The sequence below is a fragment of the Pseudoalteromonas sp. 0303 genome (genome assembly GCF_013349995.1).
In the GTDB taxonomy this organism is placed as follows: Bacteria; Pseudomonadota; Gammaproteobacteria; order Enterobacterales; family Alteromonadaceae; genus Pseudoalteromonas.
In genome coordinates, this window is record NZ_JABVXF010000006.1 from 122,778 (window position 1) to 136,122 (window position 13,345).

Sequence of the window (13,345 nt, forward strand, 5' to 3'; positions counted from 1 at the left end):
TTATGACAAAATTGTATGACATTTTTGTGGTTTTTATGACACAAGGCCGTCTACAATATAGAGAACGAGTGAACGTAGTTATGAGTATCACTATGAAACGCTATATTACCAGTTTATTGTTACTACTTTGCAGCAGCTTTGCACTTGCAACCTCTTTTGAGAAAGTTGTGGTGGCTGTTGATCATGCGCCTCCTTATGGCATGGTCTCTGAAGATGGTAAAGTCAGTGGCGCAATAGTGGATATTATGCGTGAAATGCAGCGTACCTTACCAATCAAGCTTGAATATGTCGCTTGCCCGTTTTCTCGTTGTTTAAAAATGCTCGAGCAAAATGAGCTAGATGTGATGGGCGGGCTTATTCGCACTGACGCTCGTGAGCAAAAAATGCAGTTTCTCACCCCGCCATACATGATGCTGTCATCTTCTTTTGTGTTTTATGCAAGAGCTGATAGCGAGCTTGAAATAAATAGTTATCAAGATTTAGCAGGTAAACGTATTGCAGTAATGCGAGGTGCAGCACACTTTCCTCGTTTTGATAACGATAAAACACTTATTAAAGTTGAAGCTTTAAGTGAAAATAATGCATTTGAAATGCTATTAAAAAATCGTGTTGAGCTAGTGATTGCTGTTGAGAGCACTGCTGATCATGCCTCTGTATTTCTGCAGCGACCTTCACAAGAAATCGTAAAAATGCCCTATCGCTATAAAGATATTATTTATGGCCACATTGCCCTAAGTAAACAGTTTGCAAGCTCGGATTTAGCCGAAAAAATTCAAGAGCGCCTCAATACGCTAGTCCTCAATGGCCGTTTAACAGAATTGGTCAAAAGTTATAACTTACCTCCGGTTACTGCTGTAGCAATCGATAAGTAACCCCTTCTTCATAGTTTGTTCATAGACGTTCATTCATAATTGTTAACAATTCAATTTGAATAATTGCCATGGAGAGACACATGACTTTTACAAAATCAGTTTTAACAGTGGGCGTTTTAGCCGTTCTTTTAACAGGTTGTGAGACAACTAATACAGGTAAAGGCGCTGCGATTGGTGCTGCTACAGGTGCAGTACTAGGTAAAGCAACGGGTGACCATGACGATAAACGTATTTTCATTGGTGCGGCTATTGGTGCATTAGCAGGTGCAGCCGTTGGCGATTATATGGATAAGCAAGAAGAAGCATTTCGCGATGAGCTAGCAGGTTCAGGTGTTGAAGTGGTTCGTGAAGGCGACAATATTCGTTTAGTCATGCCATCAAATATTACTTTTGCAACTGATCAATCTTATATTTCTTCTGGCTTTCATAGCACCCTAGATGCGATTGCTAAAGTAATGAATAAATACGAAAAAACCTACTTAAGCGTTGAAGGTCATACCGACAGCACAGGTAAAGATAGCTACAATATGACGTTATCTCAACAACGTGCGCAAAGCGTAAAAGATTACTTAGTTAATCATCAGATTATGTCTGCGCGTATCAGCACACGAGGTTATGGTGAAACACGTCCCGTGGCAAGCAATGACTCAGCAAATGGCCGAGCTTTAAACCGCCGCGTAGAAATTCAAATCGTACCGAATACACAAGGTTAGATTTGTGGTCAGGTTTGATATGCCCTTTCAAACCTGACATTTCCCTTCTTAATCTCGATTAAACTGTAATTCGCACAATTGTTTATACAATGGGTTAGTCTCAAACAATTGCTGATGCGTACCCGTTGCGATAATTTCTCCTTTATCCATCACGACAATCACATCGGCGTGTTTAACCGTTGCTAGACGATGGGCAATAATCAGTGTTGTTCTGTCTTTCATTAGATGCTCAAGGGCAGCTTGTACATGAAACTCACTTTGTGCGTCGAGTGCACTGGTTGCTTCATCAAGCAATAAAATGGCAGGGTCTTTTAATATTGCGCGCGCTAGTACTATGCGTTGTTTTTGCCCACCTGAGAGCCTAACACCTTGCTCACCTAAAAAGCTGTGATAACCATCAGGGAGTTGATTAATAAACTCATCGGCATGGGCATATTTAGCTGCTGCATATACTTGCTCGTCGCTGGCGCTTGGATTGCCATAACGTATGTTATGCATTACATCTGAGCTAAATAAAATTGGGTTTTGTGCCACCATCCCCATTTGCTGGCGTAAGCAATCAAGAGAGAGTGCTTTTATGTTTATTCCTGCAAGCGAAATACTTCCTGAGCTTGGGTCGTAAAAGCGCTGTAGTAATTCAAACAGCGTTGTTTTACCAGCCCCCGATGGGCCAACAATAGCAACAGTTTGCCCTTGTTTTACTTGTAGATTAAGCGCATTCAAAGCGGCTTTATCTGGCCTTGAAGGGTAATGAAAGAACACATCATTAAACTGAATAGCAGGGTGATTAAGCTTGTTTGCCTCAAGTTGTGCATCATAATTTGTATCTGGACTTTTGATCATGCTTTCAACGGCGAGTAGCTCTAATAACCGTGCTGCTGCACCTGCTGCTCTTTGTAACTCACCGTACACTTCGGCAACAGTTGCTACAGACATCGCCACCATAATCGCATAAAACACAAAAGCACCTAGCTCACCACCTGTCATGGTGCCAGCTAATACGTCGCTGCCACCAACCCAAAGCATCACACTAATGGCGCTAAAGGTCAGAAATATAACTGCTGCAATCAAAAACGAGCGCTGTTTGATACGGCTCTTCGCTACTTGAAACGCCTTGTTGGTTTCTTCGCTAAATGCTGCTTTTTCACGTTCTTCGTGACTATAACTTTGCACAACTTTAATATTTTGTATGATCTCACCAGCATAGGTGCTGATATCGGCAATGGCATCTTGGCTTGAGCTTGCCAGCTTTCTCACTTTTCGGCCAAAAATCATCATCGGCAGTAGTACTACGGGTACGCAGGCAACAACCACAAGAGTTAGCTTTAGGTTGGTGATAAGTAGCATAGCCAAGCCACCAATCAGCATTAAGCTACTACGTAATGCCATCGAAAAAGAGGAACCAATGATAGATTGCAACAAGGTGGTATCGGTGGTTAGGCGCGACATCAGTTCGCCGCTGCGGTTTTCTTCAAAGTAGCTTGGGTGTAATGTAACGATGCGATCAAACACGGCTTTACGAATATCGTTACTGACTCGCTCACCAATCCAGGACATTAAATAAAAGCGACAAAAAGTACCTACAGCCAATAAGCTTATTAAACCAATTAACACCATCACCGCTTGTTGAAGCTGAGCTTGCGAGCCTGCAATAAAGCCATGGTCGATAACAAGTTTAACGCCTTGTCCGAGTGACAAGTTAACACCGGCCGTAAGCAGCAAGGCGCCTAGGGCTGCAAACACCATCCATTTATAGGGTTTTATAAAAGCTAAAATCGGTAACAGGCTACTAAATGCGGCCTTTTCTTTATTGTTAGACATGCTAGATTCTTGTTGGTGAATAGGGTATAGATATGGTTATCAATGCTCTAAAAATCAACAGTTATTAAGGGATTAGTATGGAATCTACAACGATCAGTGGTCAATTCACCGTAAAGTTAAACCCAATTGGCGGCTATGCCACAGGGCAAGATGGCGTAAATCTGGGACGCATGTCGATTGATAAACAGTTTTCAGGTCCATTAGAGGCAACAAGCCAAGGCGAAATGCTCAGTGCCATGACTGCAACTCAGGGCAGTGCAGGTTATGTAGCGATTGAACAGGTCGTCGGTAGCTTAGAGGGTAAGCAAGGCAGTTTTGTACTACAACATTTTGGCACGATGGATAAAGGAGCTGATCGATTGATTTTAGAAGTGGTGCCTGACTCTGGCGCAGGAGAGCTTGAAGGTCTCTGTGGTAAAATGGCAATTCGAATTGAATCGGGTATTCATCATTATGACTTTGAATACCAACTGATGGACTAACATGCAAAAAGTAGTTGAGTTTAAAAAGAAGCGCTTTTTCGGCGGCATCGATATTGATGCATTAAATCAACGGGTGTTTGAATTAGGTCAAGCTGGCTGGCAAGTGAAAACAATCACCACTGCCACTGGGGTTTATGGTCAGATAACATCCGTTTTATTACTAATTGAGAATAACGAATAATGACACTAACTGAGTGGTTGAGTTTAGTTTTAATTTGCGTGATGGGGGCAATGTCGCCGGGGCCGAGTTTAGCAGTGGTTTTAAAACATAGTTTACATGGCGGTATGAAGAACGGCATGTTAGCGGCGCTGAGCCACGGTATTGGGGTTGGCTTTTATGCATGTGCCTCGTTACTAGGCTTAGGTGCGCTGATGACTCAGTTACCAATGCTTTATCAAGTACTGGTCTATGGTGGTGCAGCCTATCTCGCATATTTGGGTATTCGTATTCTGTTATCTAAACCCAGCTCGCAAACACTGAATGTTGAGCAGACTAAGCCGAGCCCTCGCAGCGCACTGCAAGATGGCTTTGCTATTGCCTTTTTAAACCCAAAACTTGCGGTGTTCTTTTTAGCGTTGTTTTCGCAATTTATTGACCCAGAAAACCTGACTTTGCAAGTTGGTTTAATCATGTGTTTAACGGTATTTGTGCTTGATACAGGCTGGTATCTACTTGTTGCACTGTTAACCGAAATATCAAAAAAGCGTTTTGGTTTCACCAAGACAAATCCATGGCTCGAAAAATTGCTAGGGGTGATCTTTATTGCCTTAGCTGTTCGTGTCGTTATTACTCTATAAATCCCTCTATATTGCGATTACATCACTAATAAAAAAGGGTTGTGATCGCTGCTCTCCCCAGCAAGTTCCTATTGCATACGTATTCATCACACAATATTTACCTTTTGGTTACACTTTATTGGTTGTTTTTTGACAACAACAATAACCACAAATACAACACCTCCAACGACAACAGGGTGGAAATCCAATGGGGAAATTCAAGCTAAGTGCGCTTATGCTGGCTTTAGTGGCAGCAAATAGTGCAATAGCGGCGACGGAAGAAGAACGCACATCAGCAAAGGAAATCGATCCTGAGCTAGAAGTAATCGAAGTGCGCGGCTTTAGTCGCAGCTTAATTCAATCATTAAATCAAAAACGCTTTAGCGACACTGTCTCTGAGCAACTATCAGCTGATGACTTAGGGGCATTACCTGATGTGTCTATGGCAGATGCATTAACACGTCTACCGGGGATCTCGGCGGTACGTACCGGTGGCCAAGCTGCCGAAATCAACATTCGCGGTTTATCTGGTGGATTTGTTTTTTCGACATTAAATGGTCGAGAGCAAGTATCTACTAGTGGTAGTCGCAGTATTGAGTTTGACCAATACCCGTCTGAGTTAATCAGCTCAGCGGCGGTTTATAAGTCGCCTAAGGCATCGCTCATTGAAGGGGGCGTCGCGGGTACAGTCGAGCTACAAACAGCCAGCCCATTGGATAATGACCAGCAACACAAATTTACTGCGAATGTGCGTGGTATGTATAACGACCGTGCTTCAGAGGTATTTGATGCCACGGAGTATGGCGATCGTATTAGCTTTTCTTACCAAGGTAAGTTTCTTGACGATACGCTAGGTGTCGCAGTGGGTTACGCGCGCTTATTCCAACCAAGTGTGGCGACTCAGTTTATCGGTTTAGCATATAACGGTAATAAAGACGTTGATGGGCTAGCAAATGATACCGATGGCCCTGCTGATAATCCTGCTAATGAATACATTAGTGAAGGGTTTGAGCTTCAGCACTTAGGTGGGGAAGAAACCCGTAATGGTTATTTAACCTCAATTGAATGGGTGCCAACCGATAACTTTAAACTAAAAGGTGATGCGTTTTTATCACGTTTTGATAGCGAATCATTTGCCCGTGGTTTTCGGGTTAAGTTTGGTGGTCCGTCTGCGGTGTATGCTAACCCAGTGCTTGACGGTAATGCGGTGATTGGTGGTGCAATTAACCGCACATCAAATAGCTTTACCCGTGTTGAAATCGTTAATGATGATAACCAAGACTTTGATGAAGTAGACAGCTACGGCATTAATGCGGATTGGCAAGTTACTGAGCGTTTGAATGTTAATGCTGACTTATCGCTATCACGTGCTAAGAGTAATTTTCGTAATGGTTTACTTTGGGCATTGGTAGCAGAAGATGCCACTGTTGAGAACCCTGTGTTCGATACCAATGTATCGCTTAACTATCAATTGAACGGCTTAAACTTGCCTGATGTAGGTTTTAACCAAGCCGACGCATTTAGCGATATTGACCGAGTTATGGTCAGTAAATACGGTATTTACCCGTATGAAAATGAAGATGAAGTAAAAGCATTTCGACTCGATTTTAAGTATGAGTTAGAGAATAACTGGTTTAGCTCCATTGAATTTGGCGCTCGTTATTCTGACCGTGAGTACAGCAATAATCGCTCTGTATTTGAATACGGTAACGATGGTGCATTTTCTTCGACTCAACCACCGCTTCGTCTTACCGATGACATGACCACCGTGGTTGATTGGCAAGGCGAGTTTAGTTATTTTCCATCATACCTAGCGATAGATTTAGATAAAGCACTCAACGCATGGTTTCCTGATGGGACTCCGCAGCCAGTACAGACTTGGGGTAATGCCGATGGTGTTGTGGATTTAGATGGTGATGGTGAGCCAGATGCGCAAGGCTATACCACTAACTACTCATGGACCATGTTACAAAGTGGCTCAGTGTATGAAGAAGTAGTGTCAGCCTATCTTATGCTTAACATTGATACTGAAATTGGCACTCTACCCGTTACAGGTAATATTGGTATTCGCCGAGTAGATACTGATCAATCAGCAACGGTACTCGAAAACGTCGGTGGCGATCCACAGCTCGGAGCGCAGTATATTGTTGATGACAATGGCATTGTTAACGACCTATATGCACCAAGCGTGTTAGGCATTAAATACACTGACTACCTGCCTTCATTAAATCTGAACTTTAAAGTGAGTGATGCGACACAAATTCGTTTTGCTGCGGCAAAAGTGATGGCGCGCGCTCCGATTAACCGTTTAGCGGGTGATGCCAGTGCATCGGTTAACAATGACGGCGAAATTAACGGTTCAAGTACTAATAACCCATTCTTAAAACCTTTCTATGCTGATCAATACGATATCTCGTACGAGCAATACTTTGAAGACACCGATGGTGCACTGGTTGTTGCTGCGTTTTATAAGAATATCGACTCATTCATAGATACGGTAGCCATAGAGAACTTTGACTTTAAGGGTAATGGCTTTAACGTACCAGAATACATTGTTGACCCTGTCAGCGGTGAGCAAATCGAAACCACAAATGGGGTGTACACAACTGCGGTTAACAATGCCAAAGGCGGTTATATTCGTGGTATTGAGCTTGCCTATACGCAAGTTTTCTCTTTCTTACCCTCGCCGTTTGAAGGTTTAGGCATTAACGCCAGTTACTCATATACCGAGAGTGAGGTGCAATCTATTACCGATTTAGGTGGTGATTCTGTGTCGCAAGACTTGCCTGGCCTTTCAAACAATGTCTTTAACGGCACACTTTTTTACAGCTATGAAAACTTTGAAACACGTTTGAATGTGCGTTATCGCGATGATTTCGTTTCAGAGCAAGTTGCTGTCAATGAACAAGTAGTTAATTTTGATGCGGAAACGGTTGTCGATTTCCAAACATCGTATCAGTTCACAGATTCATTCGGCATGTTATTACAAGTGAATAACTTAACCGATGAACCAACACAAAGCTACTTTGGAACAACCAGTAAAACAGGCACCACGCAATTCTTTGGTCGTCAGTTTTATCTAGGTTTTACCTATAACCATTGATCAGTAAGCCGGAGATAATAATATGAAAATAATAGCTAATTTTAGCCGCTTACTGATTGCATGTAGCATGGTATTGCTAACTGCATGTGGTGGTGGCGCTAGTAACGAAATAGATTCTGGGCAAGTTTTATTGACCTGTAGTGTCCCGCAAGTTCCCAATGAAGCGGGGACTGAGTGTGTTGATCCACCACCGATTAGTTGTCCGGCACCAACGGTACCCGATGAGAATAATGAAAGCTGCGTGGTAGGCGCTGATCCCACTTTGCCTGATCCTGTGGTTTTCCCTGCAGACGACGAAGCCATCTTATTCTATAACCGCACCAGTGATGATGCCTACGAAGGTTATCGATTACACTCATGGAATAACGATGACTGTGATGCGTACGCAGCGCCGTTTGATGCCACTGATTGGGCCAATGGGCATGAATACGATGGTATTGATCCTAACTATGGCGCGTACTGGATTGTAAAACTAAAAGAAGGTTACAACGAGTGTGCTAACTTCATCGTGCATATTGGTACTGAAGGGTCTGGCAAAGCGTTTGGTGATGTTGATTTAAAAATGCCATTGATGCAGGACGATGAAAAGTTCCAACGTATGAACTTTACCATTCATGGTGAACCATCAGTATTTGAATATCCAATTGTTAGCTTAGGTGAGCGCCCTGTGAGTATTTCTGGTGCTTCAGCGCATTGGATTGATTTATCAACTATGATTTACCAGCCAAGTAATGAGCTGACAAGCATCATTAAATTACACTCATCAAACAGTGCAGATTTAGCTGTCGATGAAGATACTGGTGAGTTAAATGGTCAAGTGGTTGAGCTTACATCGACATCTTTAAGCGATGAACAAATCGCTAAAGTGCCGCACCTTGCTGGATGGAATGCATACCAAGGTAACTGGGATGCAGCCGCTGCAAAAGAGCTTATTAAACAACAATTAGTTGTTGCGGGCTATGATGCTGATGGCAAGCTAACAGAAGCAACTTATGTGCAAACCGCTAAAGCCCTCGATGACTTATACACCAGTGGCGAAAGTGACGCTAATGAAGCACAACTAGGTGTGCATTACGCCAATAATGGCATTGATGTGTCGGTATGGGCACCGACTGCAAGCAATATGAAATTAGCGCTGTATGATGCTGATAAAACAGAGCTTGAACAACTTGCTATGACCTTTGATAGCGCAACGGGTATTTGGTCTAGCAATGTCGATATCAGTCACGATCGCCATTACTACCGCTTTATGTTTGATGTTTATCATCCGACGACTAAGCAAATTGAAAGCTTATGGAGCACTGACCCCTATTCATTAAACGTTTCAACCAATGGTTTATATAGCCAATTGATTAACCTTGATGACGAAGATACTAAACCGACCGGTTGGGATGAGCGTATGGTGCCAACAGTTGATTACCCTGAGCAAGCGGTCATTTACGAAGGTCATGTGCGTGATTTTAGTGTACGTGATGAAACCGTCAGTGAAGCAAACCGTGGTAAGTATCTTGCGTTTACTGAGCTTGATAGTGCACCAATGCAACATCTCAAAAAGCTGGCAGATAATGGCTTAACCCATTTCCATTTACTACCACTGACAGATATTGGCACCATTGATGAAGATGCCAGTCAGCGTGTTGATATCACTGCAACCTTAGGTGATTTATGTAGCCGCATTGACGATGATGCCGATGCATGTAAAACCGAAGATAAGAGCGCATTGATAGTTGATTTAATGGCGTCATATTTACCAGGTTCTGATGATGCTCAAGCACTTGCCAATGCAATGCGTGGTGTTGATAGCTTTAACTGGGGTTATGATCCGCATCATTTTATTGCACCTGAAGGCTCTTACGCTTCATCGCCTGAAGGTATTGCACGAGTCAAAGAAACGCGTGCGATGATCCAGTCTTTACAAGAAATTGGTTTACGTGTCGTGCTAGATGTTGTTTATAACCACACGACCTCATCAGGCGTTTGGGATAAATCAGTCTTCGATAAACTGGTACCAGGTTACTACCACAGATATAACGAAACAACTGGCGATATCGAGCGTTCAACCTGTTGTGAAAATACAGCAACAGAACATGTCATGATGGATAAGTTTGTTGCTGATTCTATGGTGATTCTAGCCCGTGATTTTGGTTACGATAGCTTCCGCTTTGATGTGATGGGGCATATGCCAAAAGCATCAATTATGACCGCGCTTAGTGCAGTACAAGCGGTTGACCCTGATACTTACTTTTACGGTGAAGGGTGGAACTTTGGTGAAGTCGCAGATAACCGTTTATTTGTGCAAGCTAAACAAATGGATATGGCAGGCACTGAAGTAGGTACCTTTAATGACCGTATCCGTGAAGCAATTCGTGGTGGTGCGTTCTTTAGTAATAATGCCACAGATGGCAATTTATCTGAGCAAGATACGTTGCGTTTATCACTGGCAGGTAACTTACAAAACTACATTCTTAAAGACTTTAAAGGTAATTCAGCAAAAGGCAGCAGCTTTAGTTGGAGTGGTCAGCCTGCGGCTTATGCACTCGATCCGGCTGATAGCATTAACTATGTCTCTAAGCATGATAACGAAACACTATGGGATCAGCTGCAATATAAACATGGCACTAACTTAAGTATTGAAGAGCGTGTACGTGTTCACAATATGGCTTTAGCTATGCCGCTGATGAGCCAAGGTATTCCATTTATGCAAATGGGTGCTGATATGCTGCGTTCTAAATCAATGGATCGTAACAGCTATGATTCTGGTGATTGGTTCAACTTTGTTGATTTCAGTAAAGAAACCAACAACTGGAATGTAGGCCTACCGCCTGCGCAAGATAACCAAGCGAAGTGGGGCGAAATTGCGCCTATTTCAGCAAATACGAATGCGCAAGCGATGGCTAGCGACATTGAGTACGCAAGTAATGTATTTACTGAGTTCTTAGCAATTCGTAGTGCCAGCCCATTATTTAGTTTAACCACAGAGCAAGACATCTTAGACCGCGTTGGCTTCCACAATATTGGTAAGCGTCAACAGCAAGGCTTAGTCGTGATGAGTATCGATGATGGTGTTGGTTTGACTGATCTAGATAGCCAATACGATGCCATTGTCGTAGTGATGAACGGCACTGAGCAAAGCTTATCGCATACGGTATCAACGGCTGCGGGTTTTGAGCTTCATCCTGTTTTAAAAGCAAGTGTTGACTCAAGTATGTCAGCGGCAAGCTTTATAGCTGGTGAAGGCGAAGGTACCTTTAATGTTCCGCCATATACTGTTGCTGTGTTTGTGAAACCACAAGGTGATGCACAAGGTGAAGGCTTAAGTGCCGATGCGACTGTGGGTGCGCCAGATATTGTGCCGTTTGGTAGCACAACAGTTTATGTTCGTGGCTCGTTAAATGACTGGGGTACGGCAAATAGCTTTGAATATGTAGGTAATGGCGAGTACAAAATTGCGATTCCTCTAACAGCCGGTAGCTATGAATTTAAAGTGGCTTCTGAAGATTGGTCTACCGTTGATTTTGGTGCGCTTTCTGCTGATGTCGCTGAAGTGATCGAAGGCGAAGATGAGCCATTGACACGCAGTGGTGCCAATATGACCTTTACGGCGGCAATGGATGCTATTTATGTATTCTCATTCGATGCCACAGACAGCGATAACCCAGTGCTTAAGGTCTATAACGAAGAGCCATTTGTTGGCACTGCAATTTATGTACGTGGTAGCTTAAACGATTGGGGTACCAGTGATGAGTTGATGTATCAAGGTAAAGGTGTTTACACCTTCACTAAACAGTTAACTGCGGGTAGCTATGAGTTCAAAGTGGCCTCTGAAGATTGGAACACAGTGGATTATGGTTCAGGTGAAAGTAGTGCAGCGGTTACAGTGGGTACTGAAAAACTACTCGCAGTAAAAGGCGCAAATATGACAATGGATATTGCAAGTGATGGTCAATATCAGTTTGTGTTTGATGCCAGTAACCTTGAAGAACCACTTATGACTGTATTCAATGCAGAAATGTTTGGCGAAACTCAAGTGTACTTACGTGGTAGCGTAAATGATTGGAGCACAGATAATCCACTGATTTATGCTGGTGATGCGATGTACAGTACCACCATGACATTAGAAGCTGGTGACTATGAGTTCAAAGTCGCTTCTGAAGACTGGAATACGGTGGATTACGGTGGCAGTGGTGATGCTCCTGTTGCTGTGCTTGGCGAAGCGGCTTTACTAGAAGCCGTTGGCGCCAATATCGCTCTGAGTATTGCAGCTGCTGGCGATTATCTTTTTATAGTGCAAGGACCTGATCTGAGTAAACTAACAGTGACGGTTGAAGCAGTGGAATAGCTTTCCCTGCAGTACCCTTAAGCCGGGCTTTGCTCGGCTTTTTTTGTATTTAATGAAAAGTTTGTATACTGTCATAACTCTCTATCAAGGAGCTTATGATGACAGAAACCAGTTTAACGAGTGCTAGCTTTGATCCAAAAGTAAAACAATATTGGTTATTACTGGGTATTTTTACCTGTGTGATTAGTATGGTAGGGATCCCTTTCATTCCGATAGTTGCGTTAATAATCTGGCTGGTGGCAGGGCGTATTTTAGCGGCGATGTCAGCCACATTGTTAACGCGTAAGTTAGTGGTAAAACGTGGTGTCTTCTTTAAAGAAGAAAAATCGATCCCACTTGAAAAAATAACCGATGTAGCACTAAGCCAAGGTCCTTTAATGCGTCAATTTGGTCTTTATAGACTGAGCTTTGAAACGGCAGGTCAATCAGGACAAGGTGCATTGGTATCATTGCTCGGAGTGGTTGATGCTGAGAAGTTTCGCGAAGCAATCTTGAAACAAAAAGATGAAATGACTCAAAGCAGCAGTGCTAAGGTTGAACATCAACCTGAAGATACTCAGTTAGAACTGCTGCGCTCACTTACCTACAGCGTAAAAAACATTGAGCAAATGTTAGTTACGCTATTAGATGAAAAGCGTTAAAACACCTGACAAATTTGTTCGGCATTACAGGTGATTACAGTGACATTTTCGTAACCAACACGAGTCAGAGCTTCGGCACTGAGTGTGGCGCGGGCACTACTTGCGCAGTGTAAGTAAATGGGTCTTGCAGGATCTTTTTCAATTTCCATTAATTTCATTTCAAGTACACCACGTGGGATATTAATTGCACCAGTTGCTGCTTTAGTTGCGTGCTCAGCAGGTTCTCGTACGTCTATTAATAAACCGTGGTTTTCGCTTAATTCTTGTTTTGCTTGGTCAGCGCTAATACGGCGCTGGTTTGGGGCAATAATTTTCATTAAGTCAGGAATTGGGGTCAGCATACTAATCCTCCATGCCAAGTTTGCGTAAAATGGTGATCATTGGGCACCACTTAGTGAATGCCGATTGAATTAAGTTTAGAGCAATAAATACCGTAAACCAAATCCACAGCGGACTGTGAAACTGTTGTAGCAACAATGAAATACAGATCATTACACCAGCAATTAAGCGAAGCGCGTCATTTAGTTTCATAATAAGACCTCGATAACAGAGTGATGTATTTAATATATTAGATAATACTACATTAGTAAATTCTAA

11 protein-coding genes are annotated in these 13,345 nt (G+C 42.8%); 8 read left to right on the forward strand and 3 right to left on the reverse strand.

Translation table 11 applies throughout. The features are described from left to right. Positions 1–2 precede the first annotated feature (2 nt). On the forward strand, positions 3–872 hold the full coding sequence (locus HUS62_RS06290; RefSeq protein ID WP_258536729.1) for an ABC transporter substrate-binding protein: 870 nt from the start codon (positions 3–5) through the stop codon (positions 870–872). Positions 873–952: 80 nt separating this feature from the next. Then, on the forward strand, positions 953–1,585 hold the full coding sequence (locus HUS62_RS06295) for an OmpA family protein (RefSeq protein WP_054562840.1): 633 nt from the start codon (positions 953–955) through the stop codon (positions 1,583–1,585). A gap of 48 nt (positions 1,586–1,633) precedes the next feature. On the opposite strand, the gene HUS62_RS06300 is transcribed toward HUS62_RS06295, so the two are convergent. Beyond that, positions 1,634–3,406 (reverse strand): ABC transporter transmembrane domain-containing protein, encoded by a 1,773-nt coding sequence (locus HUS62_RS06300; RefSeq protein WP_175078914.1) that lies wholly within the window; start codon positions 3,404–3,406, stop codon positions 1,634–1,636. A gap of 77 nt (positions 3,407–3,483) precedes the next feature. Between HUS62_RS06300 and HUS62_RS06305 the strand changes: the two genes are divergently transcribed. From HUS62_RS06305 to HUS62_RS06330, 6 genes are all read left to right on the forward strand, one after another. Beyond that, entirely contained in the window at positions 3,484–3,888 is a 405-nt protein-coding gene (locus HUS62_RS06305) for a DUF3224 domain-containing protein (protein WP_054562838.1), read from the forward strand. Between the two features lies 1 nt (position 3,889). Next, positions 3,890–4,069 (forward strand): DUF4177 domain-containing protein, encoded by a 180-nt coding sequence (locus HUS62_RS06310; RefSeq protein ID WP_054554414.1) that lies wholly within the window; start codon positions 3,890–3,892, stop codon positions 4,067–4,069. Then, the gene (locus HUS62_RS06315; RefSeq protein WP_175078915.1) at positions 4,069–4,686 is read left to right on the forward strand and encodes a LysE family translocator; all 618 of its coding nucleotides are present in this window, start codon (positions 4,069–4,071) and stop codon (positions 4,684–4,686) included. The genes HUS62_RS06310 and HUS62_RS06315 overlap by 1 nt, the downstream gene beginning before the upstream one ends. Before the next feature lie 187 nt (positions 4,687–4,873). Further along, on the forward strand, positions 4,874–7,768 hold the full coding sequence (locus HUS62_RS06320; protein ID WP_175078916.1) for a TonB-dependent receptor: 2,895 nt from the start codon (positions 4,874–4,876) through the stop codon (positions 7,766–7,768). A 22-nt stretch (positions 7,769–7,790) separates the two neighbouring features. Then, positions 7,791–12,107 carry an alpha-1,6-glucosidase domain-containing protein gene (locus HUS62_RS06325; RefSeq protein ID WP_175078917.1) on the forward strand — a complete coding sequence of 1,439 codons (4,317 nt, stop codon included), beginning with the start codon at positions 7,791–7,793 and terminating at the stop codon, positions 12,105–12,107. Between the two features lie 98 nt (positions 12,108–12,205). Then, complete coding sequence (locus HUS62_RS06330; RefSeq protein WP_054562834.1) at positions 12,206–12,748, forward strand: PH domain-containing protein; 543 nt, start codon at positions 12,206–12,208, stop codon at positions 12,746–12,748. Here HUS62_RS06330 and HUS62_RS06335 read toward each other — a convergent pair. Further along, positions 12,745–13,089 carry a rhodanese-like domain-containing protein gene (locus HUS62_RS06335; protein WP_054562833.1) on the reverse strand — a complete coding sequence of 115 codons (345 nt, stop codon included), beginning with the start codon at positions 13,087–13,089 and terminating at the stop codon, positions 12,745–12,747. The genes HUS62_RS06330 and HUS62_RS06335 overlap by 4 nt on opposite strands. Before the next feature lies 1 nt (position 13,090). After that, on the reverse strand, positions 13,091–13,279 hold the full coding sequence (locus HUS62_RS06340) for a DUF2892 domain-containing protein (protein ID WP_054562832.1): 189 nt from the start codon (positions 13,277–13,279) through the stop codon (positions 13,091–13,093). Positions 13,280–13,345 lie beyond the last annotated feature (66 nt).

Excerpts from the sequence above, each read along its gene's own strand:
- HUS62_RS06290 (WP_258536729.1), top strand. The coding sequence starts at position 3 with ATGACAAAATTGTATGACATTTTTGTGGTTTTTATGACACAAGGCCGT.
- HUS62_RS06295 (WP_054562840.1), top strand. The coding sequence starts at position 953 with ATGACTTTTACAAAATCAGTTTTAACAGTGGGCGTTTTAGCCGTTCTT.
- HUS62_RS06300 (WP_175078914.1), bottom strand. The coding sequence starts at position 3,406 with ATGTCTAACAATAAAGAAAAGGCCGCATTTAGTAGCCTGTTACCGATT.
- HUS62_RS06305 (WP_054562838.1), top strand. The coding sequence starts at position 3,484 with ATGGAATCTACAACGATCAGTGGTCAATTCACCGTAAAGTTAAACCCA.
- HUS62_RS06310 (WP_054554414.1), top strand. The coding sequence starts at position 3,890 with ATGCAAAAAGTAGTTGAGTTTAAAAAGAAGCGCTTTTTCGGCGGCATC.
- HUS62_RS06315 (WP_175078915.1), top strand. The coding sequence starts at position 4,069 with ATGACACTAACTGAGTGGTTGAGTTTAGTTTTAATTTGCGTGATGGGG.
- HUS62_RS06320 (WP_175078916.1), top strand. The coding sequence starts at position 4,874 with ATGGGGAAATTCAAGCTAAGTGCGCTTATGCTGGCTTTAGTGGCAGCA.
- HUS62_RS06325 (WP_175078917.1), top strand. The coding sequence starts at position 7,791 with ATGAAAATAATAGCTAATTTTAGCCGCTTACTGATTGCATGTAGCATG.
- HUS62_RS06330 (WP_054562834.1), top strand. The coding sequence starts at position 12,206 with ATGACAGAAACCAGTTTAACGAGTGCTAGCTTTGATCCAAAAGTAAAA.
- HUS62_RS06335 (WP_054562833.1), bottom strand. The coding sequence starts at position 13,089 with ATGCTGACCCCAATTCCTGACTTAATGAAAATTATTGCCCCAAACCAG.
- HUS62_RS06340 (WP_054562832.1), bottom strand. The coding sequence starts at position 13,279 with ATGAAACTAAATGACGCGCTTCGCTTAATTGCTGGTGTAATGATCTGT.